The organism is Nguyenibacter vanlangensis (assembly GCF_013376155.1).
Lineage (GTDB): Bacteria > Pseudomonadota > Alphaproteobacteria > Acetobacterales > Acetobacteraceae > Gluconacetobacter > Gluconacetobacter vanlangensis.
This window is the reverse complement of sequence record NZ_JABXXP010000028.1, coordinates 1-15,962: the sequence shown is the minus strand read 5'-3', so window position 1 is coordinate 15,962 and position 15,962 is coordinate 1. Positions and strand designations below refer to the sequence as shown.

Annotated in this window: 8 protein-coding genes and 1 pseudogene; 6 read left to right on the top strand and 3 right to left on the bottom strand. The window is 60.4% G+C overall.

Annotated elements, in window-relative coordinates; all coding sequences use genetic code 11:
- Together HUK84_RS03840 and HUK84_RS03835 are read left to right on the top strand one after the other, a co-directional pair.
- A partial coding sequence (locus HUK84_RS03840) for a tannase/feruloyl esterase family alpha/beta hydrolase (RefSeq protein WP_176639068.1) occupies window positions 1–1,475 on the top strand: 1,475 nt, incomplete at its 5' end.
- 395 nt (window positions 1,476–1,870) lie between these two features.
- The gene (locus tag HUK84_RS03835; protein ID WP_176639067.1) at window positions 1,871–4,237 is read left to right on the top strand and encodes a TonB-dependent receptor; all 2,367 of its coding nucleotides are present in this window, start codon (window positions 1,871–1,873) and stop codon (window positions 4,235–4,237) included.
- 194 nt (window positions 4,238–4,431) lie between these two features.
- Here the strand turns inward: HUK84_RS03835 and HUK84_RS03830 are convergent, their stop codons facing one another.
- Complete coding sequence (locus HUK84_RS03830; protein ID WP_176639066.1) at window positions 4,432–4,923, bottom strand: methyl-accepting chemotaxis protein; 492 nt, start codon at window positions 4,921–4,923, stop codon at window positions 4,432–4,434.
- 7 nt (window positions 4,924–4,930) lie between these two features.
- Here HUK84_RS03830 and HUK84_RS23100 point away from each other — a divergent pair.
- Window positions 4,931–5,281 (top strand): annotated as a pseudogene (locus tag HUK84_RS23100) (IS3 family transposase); the annotation flags it as partial.
- 181 nt (window positions 5,282–5,462) lie between these two features.
- On the opposite strand, the gene HUK84_RS03825 reads toward HUK84_RS23100, so the two are convergent.
- Window positions 5,463–7,829 (bottom strand): TonB-dependent receptor, encoded by a 2,367-nt coding sequence (locus HUK84_RS03825; protein WP_176639065.1) that lies wholly within the window; start codon window positions 7,827–7,829, stop codon window positions 5,463–5,465.
- A gap of 941 nt (window positions 7,830–8,770) precedes the next feature.
- Between HUK84_RS03825 and HUK84_RS03820 the strand changes: the two genes are divergently transcribed.
- From HUK84_RS03820 to HUK84_RS03810, 3 genes are all read left to right on the top strand, one after another.
- Window positions 8,771–10,117, top strand: a complete 1,347-nt coding sequence (locus HUK84_RS03820; RefSeq protein ID WP_176639064.1) for an MFS transporter — start codon at window positions 8,771–8,773, stop codon at window positions 10,115–10,117.
- Window positions 10,114–12,483, top strand: coding sequence for a beta-glucosidase (locus HUK84_RS03815; protein ID WP_176639063.1), 2,370 nt, complete (start codon window positions 10,114–10,116; stop codon window positions 12,481–12,483). The genes HUK84_RS03820 and HUK84_RS03815 overlap by 4 nt, the downstream gene beginning before the upstream one ends.
- A gap of 154 nt (window positions 12,484–12,637) precedes the next feature.
- On the top strand, window positions 12,638–13,711 hold the full coding sequence (locus tag HUK84_RS03810) for a hypothetical protein (RefSeq protein ID WP_176639062.1): 1,074 nt from the start codon (window positions 12,638–12,640) through the stop codon (window positions 13,709–13,711).
- Window positions 13,712–13,726: 15 nt separating this feature from the next.
- Here the strand turns inward: HUK84_RS03810 and HUK84_RS03805 are convergent.
- On the bottom strand, window positions 13,727–15,962 hold a 2,236-nt coding region (locus HUK84_RS03805), incomplete at its 5' end, for a TonB-dependent receptor (RefSeq protein ID WP_176639061.1).

Below are 15,962 nucleotides of genomic sequence, written 5' to 3'. Positions count from 1 at the left end.
GTGCGCCGCGAGCGATCGGGGCGCTGCATGTCGCGGACGTGACGGTGGCGGAGGCATCGGCGCAGGGCGCGGCCTGTGTGGTGACGGGACGAATCCGCACGCATGGTGCCGGGGTGCCGGACGGCAGCGCCGGATTCCGGCTGAGCCTGCCGCGCGCCTGGAATGCCAGGTTCCTGATGCTGGGCGTCGGCGGGTTTGCCGGGAACATGACGCCGTCGGCCAATGGGCGTGATATCGCCGAGGCGGCCGCGGACGGTTATGCGGTGGGGATTACCGATACCGGGCATGCGGATGCGCCCGGCACGGCGTTCGTGGACGGGCGCTTCGCCCTGGATGCCGACGGGCATCCCGACCGCGCCAGGCTGGCCGATTATGACTGGCGGGCGACCCACCAGGCGACATCGGCATTGAAGGCGCTGGTGGCACGCTATTACGGCGCGCGGATCGACCATGCCTATTTCGACGGATGTTCGAATGGCGGCCGGCAGGGCATGATCGAGGCCGAACGTTTTCCCGGCGATTATGACGGCATCATCGCAGGCGATCCGTTTCTGACCCTGCGGCTGATGCTGGGGGACATCAAGGTCCAGCAGGCCAACCTGGCCGCGCCGGACGGCCGGCTGCGGCCGTCGGACCTGGCGCTGATCGACCGGTTTACGCTGTCGGCCTGCGATGCGCTGGATGGACGGGCCGATGGGCTGATCCAGAATCCTGCCTTGTGCCATCCGGATTTTGACCGGCTGCTGTGCCGGCCGGGGCAGACATCGGCATGCCTGGCCCCGGCCCAGGTGCGGACCGCCCGCGCGTTTGTGGCCGACACCACGGACAGGCGGGGCGGACGCGTCTATCCCGGTTTCGCGGTGGGTCACTGGGGCGCGGGACTGGCCGCGGCGATGCAGTTCGGCAAGCAGGAGGCCGGGCCGCCGGCCGGCGCGACATGGCCCGACCATGCGGGGCCGATGGAATATCAGTTCGACGACCAGGCCTTGAAATATCTTGTAATGCGCGATCCGTCCTTTTCCCTGCTGCGTTATCCGGTCGAGCCCAGCGGCATCGTTCCCGATGCGGCGCTGGCGGCCTATGACGGCGCGGTGCGGGACGGCAATGCGGACGATGCCGGGAAGATGGCGGCGTTCCTGAAAAAGGGCGGCAAGATCATCTTCTATCACGGCTATGCCGACATGGCGATTTCGCCCTACAGCACGATCGATTTCTTCAATGCGCTGCAGGCGGCGGCGCCCGATGCGACGCGGGGCGCCAGGCTGTTCATGGTGCCCGGCATGGCGCATTGCGGCGGCGGAGTGGGGCCGGACAGATTCGATACGCTGTCGCCGCTGGATCGCTGGGTGGCGACGGGGCAGGCCCCGGCGCGGATCGAAGCCGCGCCGTCTGCGGCTTCGGGGCATGCCATGCCGCTCTGCGCCTATCCCGCCCAGGCCCGTGCGGGCGCGGGACAGGCGTGGGCCTGCCGCTGACGTAAACGGGGGTGGGGCGGAAAGCCTGGTGGTGTTTACGGAATAATTAAAAAACGATTTCGAATCGACTTGCGTCCGGAATAAGTCGCGTATACACCACTAAATGGAACGAATGCGCAATGTCATGACCCGAAGCCTACATTTTCCCCGCGTGGGGAGGAACGCCCGGAGCCGGACATTGTGCAGGATATCCCGAAACAGGACCGCCCTGGTCCCTGAAGGCGAGGGCGTGCCGCGTCGGGACGGGGAGGCGGCGATTGGCGATGGTGGTTTGATCCTTCGGGCGTCGTTCGAATTTTTGTAGTGTATACACTATATATTGTGGCTGAGTCCGGCCGGTTCGCGCCACGCGCGGCCTGATGACGGATATCCTTTAGGAAAGGCGGGAAGTTTTCATGAGCAGAAGGCGTTTGACCTATCTTCTGGCGACATCAATGCTGGTCTGTCCGGGTCTGGACGCCGTGGCGCAGACGGCGGCTTCGCAACCGGCCGGCAAGGCGCCGCATGCCGTGCATGGCACGGCCGCGCGGGGGGCGCGGGCCGCCGCCCGTTCCGTCGCCTATCATGGCGACAGCCAGGGTGAGTCCGTCGGCGTGGTCGGCCATGGCTCGACCCGTCAGGAACAGACCCTGACCACGGCGCAACTGATGTCGCGCATGGTGCCCGGCACGACGCCGCTGAAGGCGCTGGGCACGCTGCCCGGCGTGTCGTTCAATTCGTCCGACCCGCTGGGCGTCGATCTGTGGTCGCAGAGCTTCTATGTGCGGGGCTTCTCGGCGCTGGGCTTTACGCTGGACGGCATTCCGCTGGGCAGCCAGGGCTATGGCGGGCTGGGCGCGAACATCAACACCGCCATTTCCAACCTGAACATCGCCAAGGTGACCGTATCCCAGGGTGCCGGGGCCGTCGACGTGCCGGCGGCCAACAATCTGGGCGGGGTGATGCAGTTCTATTCGATCGATCCGTCGGACCGGCGGGGCGGCACGCTGTCGCAGACCTTCGGCAGCAACCAAGCCTATCAGACCTTCGTGCGGCTGAACAGCGGCGTGCTGAATCCGTCCGGCACCAAGTTCTTCGTGTCGTACAGCCGCACGGACGAGAACAAGTGGAAGGGCTATGGCAGCCAGTTCCTGCAGCAGGTCAATTTCAAGCTGGTGCAGCCGATCGGCCAGAGCACGAAGATGACCGCCTTCTTCGACTGGGACCAGAGCGAAGCCGATACCTATGGCGATTTGTCGAAGAACATCATCAATACGCTGGGCTATCGCGTCGATTACTACAAGCCCGACTATGCGGCGGCCTATCGCACGGCGCTGTTCGCGCACGGCCTGCCCGGCGGCAGCCTGCCGCCCGGATACGCCGGCCTGGACGACCCGATCGACGCGTCGGTCTATGACGGGCCGGCCACGGGCCACGATTATCTGGGCGGGATCAAGTTCGATTCCCAGCTTACCGACAAGCTGCGCTGGCAGACCATGCTGTATGCGCACGGCAAGTCGTGGAACGCGTTCTGGACCAACCCGTGGGTGACGTCGCCCAATGGCGCGCCGCTGGTCGAGCAGAACGAGGGCTCGCGCCAGGTGCGTGCCGGCCTGGATACCGGCCTGACCTATCATATCGCCCATCATATGGTGAATCTGGGCGTGTGGTACGAGAACAGCCAGCCGCAGGATTTCTATAAATTCTATCAAGAGCCGATCCTGGGCCAGGGGACGCCGGTCGACCCGGTCAACGCGCTGCCGCCGGCCTTTGCCGAGCAATGGCGCTATGGCTACCGTTACGACCTGGTGCAGACCCATCTGCAGGACACGTACCGGGTGACGCGCAACCTGACGATCAATGCGGGTTTCCGTTCGATCCTCTATACCGGGACCAACCACATCATCGAGAACGATCCGGCCTATACCGGCATGGCGACGCTGCCGGCGGGCTCGATCTCGAACAACGCGGCGTTCCTGCCGCAATTCAGCATCAATTACCGTTTCCTGCCGCATCATGAAGTGTTCTTCGATTTTGCCGAGAACATGTCGGTCATGACCGGTTCGGGCTATAATCAGGGCAGCCCGTGGGGCGGCCCCACGCAGGCGGCGTTCGATTACACCAAGACGCACCTGAAGCCCGAGACGGCGTATGTCTACGAACTGGGCTATCGCTACACCTCGCCCTGGGCGGTCGGGCTGCTGGCGCTGTACCACACCGATTATCTGCACCGGCAAGGCAGCGTGAACCTGGGATCGATCTACAATTCGGTGTCGGTCCTGGAAAATGTCGGTAGCGTCAACATGAACGGCGTCGATGCCAGCCTGAACCTGATGCCGATCCGTGGCCTGTCGATCTATAACAGCATCAGCTATAACAGTTCGCGCTATGCCAACAATCTGAATACCGGCGATGTCGTCTATGACATCAAGGGCAAGCAGGCGGTCAATTACCCCGAACTGATGTACAAGGGCAGCCTGTCCTATACCTATCGCGGTGCGTTCGCGCATATCGACACGATGATGATGGGGCGGCGGTATCTGAGCTATACCAACGATGTGTCGGTGCCGCATTACTGGCTGACCAATCTGGGAGCCGGCTATCATTTCGGCGATTACAGCGTGCTGAAGAATGTGACCGCGTCCTTCAACGTCTATAACCTGACGAACATCAAATATATCGCGAACATGGGCGAACTGGGCAATTCCTTCAGCGGAGACGACCAGTCCATGCAGGCCGGCGCGCCGCGCCAGCTCTATGGCACGATCAGCACGAATTTCTGATCGGCGGCTTCCGGCCCCGCGCGGGATCGCGGGACCGGATCGCGAGATGGTACAATGGCTTCTTCTTTCTCCTTCCGAAAAAGAAGCAAGAAGGGCTTTTGTTCGCTTAGGCTCTGTCGAGTGTCGCAATCAATGCGCCGCGACGAGGTGATGGATTTCACGGTCGCGGCTCGCATCGGATATTCCGATGGCCATCATGCCGGCCGCCCAAAGGATGACCCGTGCGGGCAAGGCGTTCGACCGTTGGAGGCATGGACCCTTTGATCCCAATCTACCGGTAAATAAGCGGCTGTCTGTTCCAGCGACGCGGCCTGATGCTCCGTCCGGCTGGCCAGATTGTCGGCGCCGCTCGCCAGTTCCCACGTGCCGTTGTTCATCGTACCCACTGCAGTGGAGACCGCGGAAAAAGTCTGGGCCAATTGGTCGACCGCCCGATTGAAATCGTGGCGCAGCCCTTCGGATTCCTCGAAAAAGGCGGTATCAAGCCGGACGGAAAGGTCGCCCTGCGTAACTCGGCTCAGCGCGTCGGCCAGTCCGCTGGTAACTGTCCGCACGCGTGCCCTGGCATTGTCCTTCGTATGGCGCTCAAGGCGTTCGATCTCGGCCTTGCGGCCCGCGGCGGTTTCGGCTTCCAGCCGGGCATTGTCGATGGCGGTCAAGCGGAAGACCTCGACGGTCCTGGCCATGACGCCGATCTCGTCCGAAATGCAGCGGCGGAACGCGGTGCTGCAGGCGGTGAAGGAGCATCCGATTTCTTAACGCCAAGTCTGTGTCCTGATCGGTGTCGATCCGAAGATTGTGCAGCGCGATCGGCCGCCTGATAATCCGGAAAGCCGTGAAGAAATGCAAGGATCGTCGAGAAGCGGCGTCGGTTCGGCTGTCGGTGGGTTGGCGTCATGCCGGAACGTAAAAGCATGAAAATGAACAGAAGAAGTTCTACCGGATTTACGGGGCGAAAGGCATTCGGTGCGGCGCAGACGCGGACGCAAACGGGCGCTGGGCAGTCGCATGCCGCTGCCGGTTTTTCTGTCCGACCCGTTGGGGAAAGACAACGATTATCAACCTCATGGATTCTCGTTATGAACGAGGGAAGACCGGGGGCAGGTCACCATTGCCGCCCGATTGGGCGGCAATGGGAATGCGCCTGTCGCAAGCGCGTAGGGCGTGTCGATCGCGACTGTAAAGGTCGCGGGGGGACCTCGACATAGCCGGGAGCAGGTATCCGTCAGAACGCGGCCTTGATGCTGCCGAAGAACTGCCGGGGGGCGGCGGCTTGAAGTGTCTCCGAATCACCAGACATGCTGGCGCCCATCAACGAGATATATTTGGAATTGAACAGATTTCCGACATTGAAGCTGACAGTCAGTTTTTGTAGAGGTCTGACGTCGTGGAACGTATAGTTAACGCCCGTCGTCGCAAGCCAGTAGGGGCTGACAAAGACATCGTTGGTGTAGCTGAATGGGCGCCGGCCTATATAATTGGCATCGAAATGAACATCCGCATTGTGCCAAGTATAATCCGCGGCGGTTTTGTACATGAATTCCGGCGTGTCCACGACCAGTTTATTGCGAATGTCGTAATTGACACCTGAAATGTTAACGTTATTGTCGTAGACGGCCCGGTTGAAGCTGAACGAGTTGAAGATACGCAGATTATCGATCGGAATGATCGTCATGTCCGCGTCGACGCCGTTCATACTGACGCTGCCCAGATTGGCGACCGTCAACTGTGGATTGATGACCGACCCGCTATACGTGCTGCCCAGACGATTGAAGAAATCGACATGGAACAGGGTGGCGGATGCGATGAAATGCCGGCTGTTGAAACGGTACCCGACCTGATAGGTCCAATCCGTCTCGGGGCGAATGGAATGCCTGACCGAGTCAAAGGCTTCCTGCGACACGGCGAAGGGAGACGCGCAGAGGTGATACCCGCATTCAGGGTAGGCGCGCATGTTCTTTGAGACGTCGACGAACACTTCATGATTCCGAAGAAAGTGCCAGTCGGCGCTCAGATGCGGCAGGAACGCTTCGGCTGATGTCAGTCCGACACCGCCGGCGATCTTGTCCGTTCCGGTATAGGACGGGACGTTCGCTGTCTCGGAGACACGAGTGGATGATATCAGGGACTTGAAGCCGGCATGCAGCGACAGGCCTTTGACCGGGCGATACGTGTCCTCGAGATAATAGAGGAAAGTATTCGTGTTGTAATCTTGGCCGAAGAGTTCAGCGAATGGATTCGTGAAATTGCGCAACGGGTCCGGCGGCGCCATGCCGGGGGTCAGGATCGGGTCGCTATAGGCATACATCGGGCTGATATATTGATTGTTTTCGTACCAGATCCCGGTATGGATCGCGTTGCGCGCGATGGTATAGGTCAGCGCACTGGTGAAGCCGAAACGGTGAATTTCAGGGCGTTTCACGATCTCAGCCAGGGGGGCGCCGTTCGGAGAGGCCAGATAGGGGTCGCTGAACTGGGTGGCGGCGATTTGCCCGTGCCCGTAGATCACGGAATCCCAGTGCAAGCGGTCATTCAACTGCAAATTCAGGTTGACGCCACCCAGATAGTCGGTCGTTTGTGTCGTGCCCGCGTAGAACGACACGTCCTCGGGGTCGTTCGTCAGATTCTCGCCATGCGTGAACGTTCCCTGGGCAGCCAGGTAGGCCGCCTTGTAATTGGGATAATAGTTCGCGACGCGATATCCGAGCGTATTGATGTAATTCAGGGAAATGTCCTGATAGTTGAACTGTGCCAGATTCGACCAGTCGAAGAAAACCGACATTTTACTGCGGTCATTGATGGGTTGCACAAGCTTGGCATTGACCTGCTGGAGGAACTGATCGCCCGATCCGGCCCACATCTGGGTATCATTGCGCATATACGAAACGAAGAATTTTGTTCCGCTATGATTCAATTGTCCGCTGTCGAAGCGGATGAAGGTGTGATAGGTCGCGTTGCTTCCGAAAGTCTGGCTGACCTGTCCGCCCATCTTGTCCAGAGGGTCGGCCGAATAAATCTGCAGGCCGCCACCGAGGCTGTTGGTGCTGGGCATGCTGAGGGCGCCGGCACCCTGAGTCACATCCATGTGGCCGACATTTTCCGACGAAATGGCTTCCACCGTGTTGAGGCCGTTATAGTTGCGATAGACCGGTTCCCCCAAGGGGATACCGTCGAGCGTGAAGCCCAACTGATTTTGCGAAAAGCCGTGCATGAAGATGGCGATGCCGCCGGTATCCAGTCCTTGCGCATCGTCCGTCGTTACAAAAATTCCCGGAAGTTGATCGAGAATCTTGAGGACGCTGGTTCCGGGAATCGCCTTCTGGAATGCCAGGGCGCTGACGTAGGTTTGCGCACCCGTACTGCGATGGCGGCCGACGACACTGAGTCCTTCCGGCGCCGCGGCGCGTATGCCCCCGGCAACGGCCTGGGGTGCGGCCGTCATGGATGCGGGTTTTGCCTTGTTGACTGCCGCAGACGGAGTTTGCTTGTGGTGTTTGTGCGTTGCGGCCATCGCAGCCAGGCTCGTCGCGGACCAGGGGACCAGAATAGACGACATCAATATAAGATGCTTACGAGAGACCAGTTTCGTCATGATTTTTGCCGACCATCGATGCCATGTGACGTTGCATGCGGTTCGGTCATCTGGCCGCACCGTCACTATGGTGCATACGTTATATTATGGTCATTGCAGATTCAATCCATTTTGCTGTCGGTCTGAAGAATTTTTCGTGGCTCGGGAAGGCGGCATTCTCGGTCGATTTTCGAGATTTGTTATGAGAAAACATCTGTGACAGAAGGCGAGATACGCCTCTGATCTTATCTGAAAGGTGCATTTGGTTGAGTGAGTATGGCGGTCATGGAAACATACATATATAGCGTATACGTCATTGTCGGCACGGCACCGCGCTTATCACTATGTCGTTCGGCTGTCCGATTGAGGATAATGGGCGGTCCGAAGTCCCAAGGGCAGCCGAACGCACGGTCCGTGTCGGCAAGGTATGGCCGTGCTGGGCGTACAGTGCCCGCCGTACTATCTCGGCATGGTCTGGTGCTCGTGGCATGGGGTTCCGGGATGGGCAGGATTTCTTCGATTTAACGTCGCTTCGCTCGGGGGTGGTATGATGTGTACTATATATAATGAGACGGGCGGTGATCTCCGATGGCTCCGTAAAAAGTTATATCAATATGTTATGGCAGTTTTTTATTTGGTTCTCGGTGGGGCGTCCCTCCGAGATCCTCCAGCGCGCGTTCAGGGTGGCTCATACGGACATAGTTCAATAATTCTGGGAAAAAATTTCATTCGTCCCTGCGATATTTCGATGTCATATTTTATGGTGTTTACAACATATCCCTTGCTATCATGTTTTTGTATCGATATATTCTGAGATGGGTGCCGGGGCCGTATCCGGCGTAGTGTGGCGGATAAGATATGGCACAGGCGCTTCACGGTGAAGACGTGCCGTGCATGGGCGATATCCGGAGCGTGGTGTCGGAGCAGAGATGTTATTCAGATTGCCTCCCGGCGCGGACCCTATGAATCGTCCGCATGTGCCGGAGCGCATAGGCTACGGCCTCGGTGACCTGGCAGGCAATGGACTCTTTGGTATTACCGGAAGTTATCTGCTATATTATTATACAAATGTTTATGGGATAGGCGCGTCCGATATCGCCATTTTGATGTTGTCGGCGCGAATATTTGATAGTGTCGTCGATCCGCTGATCGGATATCTGATCGATCACCGAAGACTCTTCTCGGGCAAGATACGCCCGTATTTGAAATGGTTCGCATTTCCTCTGGGCTTCGCGACGTTCCTGTGCTTTCTGCCGTTGCCGTTCGGCCCCTTGGGACGCGTGGCCTGGGCGTATGTGACCTATCTTCTGATGGGCGTGTTCTTTTCTCTCGTCTCGGTACCCTATGGGCTGTTGCCGAACGTCATGACACGAGATGGGAGCGACCGTGTCGTCCTGGCGACATCGCGGATGGTCGGCGCGACGGCTGGTACATTTCTGGTCGGCAGCGCCGTATTGCCGTTGGTGCGGTTGCTTGGGGGCGGTCAGGAACGGCTGGGCTATCCGATGGCGATGGCCGTTATTGGCGTGCTGTGCGCGCTCGCGGTCCTCGTGCCCTATCGATTTTGCCGCGAGCGTTACGATCTGGCACCCGATCGGCGGCCGGTCGGGACATTGCTGCTGTCGCTGCTGCGGAACCGGGCCTGGATTGTCGTGACGGCCGTCTTGAGCCTGCTCTACGTCAGTCTGACGGCGTTCTACGGCCTGTCGCTGTATTATGCGGTCGAGGTTCTGGGGCGATCTCAGTCGTTCGGCGGCCTGCTGATCTCCGTCATGGGCATCGCCAAGGTGATCGGCGTTCTGCTGTCGCCGCCGGTTGCGCGGCTGTTCGGTCAGAAATTGTCGATCGTCCTGGCCTACATATTATCCGGGTCCTGCCTGGTCCTCTTTTATTGCAGTCCCAATCAGCCTGTCTTGTTGATTCTGTCGTTCGGCCTGGTTTGCCTGTTTCAGGGCGTGACGCTGCCGGTCTTTTACGCGATGCTGTCGGATTCCATCGATTTCGGCGCTTATGTGACAGGTGTGCGGGCTGCCGGAATGGCCTATTCCGTCAACAGCTTTATGGGGAAGGTGGCGTGGGCGGCCGGCGGATCCCTGTCCGCCGCGATGCTTGGCTGGGGACGCTATGTCCCCCATGCGATCCGGCAGAGTGCGGCGGCGCGTGACTGTATCGCATTCGGCTTTGTCGCCGTGCCATTGATCGTGGTCGTGCTGTCGATCGGATTGACGGCCCTGTATCCATCACGAGACGCGGTGGCGAGGGCCGTGAGCGGGCGGCATGGTTCTTGCGGAGGGGATGATCAGTCATGACGACCAAGGCGAGCGTGGACCCTTTGACGATCGACCTGGCCAGCCTGACGCGTGAGGAGAAGATCGATCTGGTCAGCGGCCGCGGCTTGTGGCGGACGGCAAGTTTGCCGCGGCATGGCATCGCGTCCGTGTTGATGACAGACGGCACGAACGGCGTGCGCTTCGTCCCCGATCAGATCAACGATGTGGGTGAAGAGGGGGATCTGGGGGCGTTTCTGGCAGACGTCGACGCGGCAGCGGGCGAATCCTCCTTGCTTCTGGGACGCAGCCTGCCCATGACGTGCTTTCCGGGCGGTGCCACGATGGGATGTAGTTGGGACACATCCCTGATGTATGAAGTCGGACAGGCCTTGGCGGCGGAATGTCGCATGCTGGGCGTTCAGGTTCTGTTGGGGCCGGGGATCAATCTGCGCCGTACCCCGCTGGCCGGGCGGGGATTCGAATATTACAGCGAAGATCCCGTCCTGACGGCCGATCTGGCTGCAGGCCTGATCAACGGTCTGCAGGATGGTGGCGTCGGCGCATCGCTGAAGCATCTTGCCTGCAATAATTCCGAGATCGAGCGGATCAGCATGGATTCGGTGGTCGAACGCCGCGCCCTGCACGAACTTTATTTGTACGGTTTTGAACGCGCGATCGACAGAAGTGATCCCTGGACAGTCATGACGTCCTATAATCGGCTGAACGGTGTGCAGACATCGGCCGATCCATGGCTGCTGACCGAGACATTGCGCAAACGCTGGGGCTATGCCGGAACCGTGATGTCTGATTGGCACGGAATCCAGGATCGGCCTGCGTCGCTTCTGGCGGGCAGCGATTTGGACATGCCGCAGAGCAAGGCCAGAAAGCGAAGATTGCGGGCCGCTTTGGATAATGGGCACGTATCCGAGGCCGCGTTGGACGCGGCGTGCCGCAATGTTCTGAAATTGTTGGAACGGTGCCACCGCGCGGGAATGGCGGCAGTGGCACAGGCAGATTTCGACGCCCATCATGAACTGGCCCGGATGGTTGCCGCGCGCTCATGCGTGTTGTTGGTCAATCGGCATGACATTCTGCCGCTGACGGCGGCTGGCTCCATACTGGTGATCGGTACCGGGGCGATTACACCGCAGATCCAGGGTGTCGGCAGCGCCGGCGTCAATCCCCGGCAGTGCGATGTCCCGCTTGACAGCCTCCGCCGCATTGCGGGCGATGAACTGAGGATTTCCTATTCTCCGGGGTGGAGCGAGGACGGGATCGTCGATCCCGGGCGCAGGGATGCCGCACTCCGGCAGGCCGTAGGGGCGGATGTCGTCCTTGTCTTTGCCGGCACGCCGCCAGGAATCAGCGGTGAAAACGCGGACCGGCCCGACCTGGCGCTGATAAGCGCGCATGACGATCTGATCGGCGAGTTGGTTCGCATTCATCAGCGCGTCATAGTCATTCTGACCCATCCCGACGCGGTTGTACTCCCGTGGGCGGACAAGGTCGCCGCGGTTATTTCCGCCGGCTATCCGGGCCAGGGTTTTGGCGACGCGATCGCGTCCGTCCTGTTCGGCATCATAAACCCGTCGGGGAAACTGCCCGTGACTTGGCCCAGAAGGTTGGAAGATAGTCCGGCCTATCTGGGCTATCCTGGGGAACATGGAACGCATCTTTATCGCGAGGGCATATTCGTCGGTTATCGCTATTTCGATAAAAGGCGGATCGAGCCGCTGTTTCCGTTTGGCCATGGCCTTTCATATACGCGCTTTTCCTATCACGATCTCACGCTCGATCGGTCTGTTGTCGGAAAAGACAATATATTATCGATATGTTGCACGATTCGGAATGACGGCGTCCGGCTCGGCAGGGAGGTCTGCCAGCTTTATCTGGCCCGGGAAGAGACGACGCGGCGTGCGGTACCGGCTCACCCGTTGCGCGCCCTGAAGGGTTTTGCGAGCGTCGAGTTGCAGCCAGGTGAGAGCCGGCAGGTGGAATTTACATTGAATCGGCGAGATTTTGCCTATTTTGATGTTGTGCTGGATGACTGGTTCGTACCGGCGGCCACGGTGGGCATTGAGATCGGCGCCTCGTCGCGCGATATCCGTCTGCGGGCGGAGATCGACGTGTCGGGGGATGGCGTCTTGCCCCGGCAACTGGATTTGCATACTCCGCCGGGAATCGTGCTGGCCGTACCCGGAGCCATGGATCGCCTGGCGGTGTGGCTGGCCGATGAGATGGGGGGAACACTCGCCGAGGCGCGCGTGCTGCTGAATCAGTGCGGGGCGTCCTTTCTGGGACTGTATGACACGTTAAGCTGGAGCCTGGGCCATGAGCCCGATGAGAGTGCCTTGAATCGTATTCTGGCGGGACTGGGTCGGGAACGGGGCAGTACTCGGGACTGATGCGGCGCCGCTGCGATACGGACGGTAGCCACGGAAGATCGGATCTTCTATTATAAAATTACATGTAAATTAAAAAAATATAAACAAAATAGGATTGGTCCTGTTTCCGGGGGCTCTTTATGACTGGCGTGGTTGCCAGATACGCCATGGGACCATGATCCGCTTTTTTCGTCTGCTCTGCCTGCTGTCCGTGTTATTTGCCGCCGGGGGATGCAGCGCGATCGGGCCGACGCGCCTGGACCAGGACCAGAGCGATTATTCCCGGGCCGTGACCAGTGCGGGCAAGCAGCAGACGCTGCTGAATGTCGTGCGTCTGCGCTATGCCGACACGCCGGGTTTCCTGGACACCACGCAACTGATTTCCGGCTATCAACTGCAGCGCAATGTCTCGCTGGGCGTCGGCACCTATTCGGCCAGCCGGCCCTTTGGCGGGGCGGCGGTGCAGTTCCAGGAAAGCCCCACCTTCACCTTCCAGCCGGTGACCGGCGATGCCTATGCGCAGAGTTTCCTGCGCCCGCTGCCGCCCGGCAATCTGTTGCCGCTGGTGCTGGGCGGCCTGCCGATCGACGTGCTGTTTCGCCTGGCGGTGCAGTCGGTCAACCTGATCAGCAATGCCGGCGCGCTGGGCGGCGATGCCGGGCGGGGATCGCCGGTCTTCTTCGACCTGATCTATGATCTGCGGGTGCTGCAGGTGGCCGGATTGCTGGGTATTCAACTGGAGCACAGCACGGCCGCGAACGGCAAGGAACCGGTGGCCGACCGGGTCTATCTGTCGATCGCCTCGACGGACAATGCGGCGCTGATGCCGGTCGTGCGTGAGGTGCGCCGCCTGCTGGGCATGGCGCAGGATGACGAGCGGGTCGAGGTCGTCTATGGCGGGGGCAGGCCCCGGCGCGGGCAGATCCGGCTGCTGACGCGTACCATCCTGGGGGTACTGGGGCAGATCGCCTATCAGATCGATGTGCCCGAGGACGATATCCGCTCGGGCCGCACCCGGCCGACGATCAAGCTGATCGGGCGCGAGACGCGGCCCATCGTCGTGGTGCACGTGACCAGGGAACGGCCGGAGTCGGTGTTTTCATGGACCACGTACAACCATAAATATTACTGGATCGCCGACGACGATTTCGACAGCAAGCTGGCCTTCACGATGCTGCAGATCCTGCTGGAACTGTCGAAGACCAGCAAGGGGCCCAGCACGATCGTGACGATTCCGGTCAACGGGTGAAGAGCGGGAGCGCAATCAGAACGCGGTCGAGACCGAGCCGATGACCGCGATCCCGCCGCCGACGAGGTAGAGGGGGGCGGCGCCGGCGATGGTGTGGCCGCCGACGACCACCGGGTGGGCGTTCGCGGTGACGCTCTGGATGCCGGAGAGATAGTTTTCGGCACCGATATTGACGATATTCATCTGGATCTGCGGGTGGCGGGCGAAGCCGATGCTGTGGAAGCGATAGCCCAGCGTCATGTTGGCGGTTTCGTACGAGGGCATCTTCTGGTCGTTCATCAGGGTCGCGTATTGCGCGCCGATATAGTTGAAGCTGAAATTTCCGAAGACCGATCCGTTGTCGTAGGACAGGCCGATCGCTGCCGTGACCTCGGGGCTCTGCACCGCGGTCTTGCCGGCGGTGGGGAGCAGCACGCCGTTGGTGGCGAAATCATTGTCCATGGTGGCGTGCAGGTACTGGGCCGAGACATATGGGCTGACATGATGCCATGGCCGCAGCCCCAGTTCGACCTGCGCGCCGCGCGACGTCTTGCCGCCGGCCTGGATCGGTTCGGGGATCGGCAAATTGCCGATATAGACGTTCGACGTGACCTGGTTGTTGGTGATGTTGTAGTTGAACAAGGCGAGCGCGACATTGACCAGCCCGTAATGGCGATAGCCGATTTCCTCGCCGATCGCATATTCGCCGGTCATGGGCACGAAGGACGAGGTCGGTCCCGGCCGGCCGGGCGAGAAGAGCTGGCCGTAGGCCTCGACAGAGGCCGGGGCGCGATAGGCGGTCGTGGCGTCGAGATAGATCTGGTCGTGCGGGGTCAGCCGGTAGCTGGCCGAGATCTGCGGCAGCGGCTGGGCGTAGGCGCCGCCGGCATAGCGGATGGCGCCCGGCGTGCGGTTGACCATGTCGCGGAAGATCATCAGATATTTCAGGCCGGCATTGAGGACTAGCCGGCCGCCGAGCAATTTCAGCGTGTCGGACACGTACAGCGCGTTCATCTGGTGCTGGAAATGCTGGTCGAGCGTGTTGTAGCGCACGCCGTTCGCCATCCGGATGGGATAGGCGCCTTCGTGGTTGGCCATGCCGCCCTGGGCGTTGACGCCTTCGTACCAGATCTGTTCCAGGAGATCGACATAATTGTAGGAATAGCCGGCCTGAAAAATGTTGTTCCCCTTTTCCCAGGACAGGCCGCTATCCAGCACGAAGCTTTTCTGCGGCACGGGGTTGATCTGCTCGACGGTCGCCTCGCCGGGCACGCCGTTCAGGGTGAACTGGGCGGGCAGGTTCAGGTTGCCGGCCGGCTGGTTGCCGTACCAGGATCTTGTATTGTTGATGTTGGTGCCGCCGAAATAATATTCCTCGTAATCGGCGAAGGATGGGGTCAGGTGGACATGCAGCCCATCGGCCAGCCGGGCCTTGAAGGGCAGCATCATGATGAGGGAGCGCCGGGTGTACTGGTTCAGGCCGATCCAGTTATAGTCGCCACGTGTGTAGTTTTTGTCGTAATTGTAGTTGATTCCGTAGGCGTGCCAGGCCGCCATGGTCATGGGGCGGTAATTGCCCTGCTGCCAATTGTCGTAGGACAGGATGAATGCCAGGCTGGTGTCCGGCGTCCAGTCCTTGCGGATTTCGGAATCGACGTGATATTTCCTGAAGGTGCCGGAACCGCGCCATTCGTCGTTCGTAGTCGAGGAGAAGGAGGCGAAGGCCTTGATCCCGCTATGGCCGAGTTCGCCGCTGTCCAGGCGGATGAATTCGCGTTCGAGGGATTTCGAGCCGTAGGAGAGATTCGCCGTGCCGCCGAAATTGTCGGCGGCATGGCGCAGCGTGATCTTCAGCAATCCGCCCACGTCGTTATAGACCGGCGAGGTGATGTCGGGCGCGCCCTGGTTGACGGTGATCGCGGCGATATTGTCGGTATCGACCGCCGCCTGGACATAGGGCGTATAGTTGATCGAATCCGCGATCGGCATGTCTTCGTAGGTGAAGCCGATTTCGGTCTGCATCAGGCCGCGCATCGACATGGCCGTCGTCGACTGGCCCAGCGGGTCGGTGCTGGCGGCGACCACGCCGGGCAGGTTGGCGATCATCGCGATCGCGTTGGTGGTCGGCGATTGCTTGGCGATGAAGTCGCGGGTGATCGTGCTGCGGCTTTTCGCGACGGTCTGCGGCGCCATCAGGCCGCCGCCGGGCGTGGTGTTGGTGACGCCGTTGGCGGTGGCCATGCCGCCGGTCACGGTGATGTCCTCGGAGGCG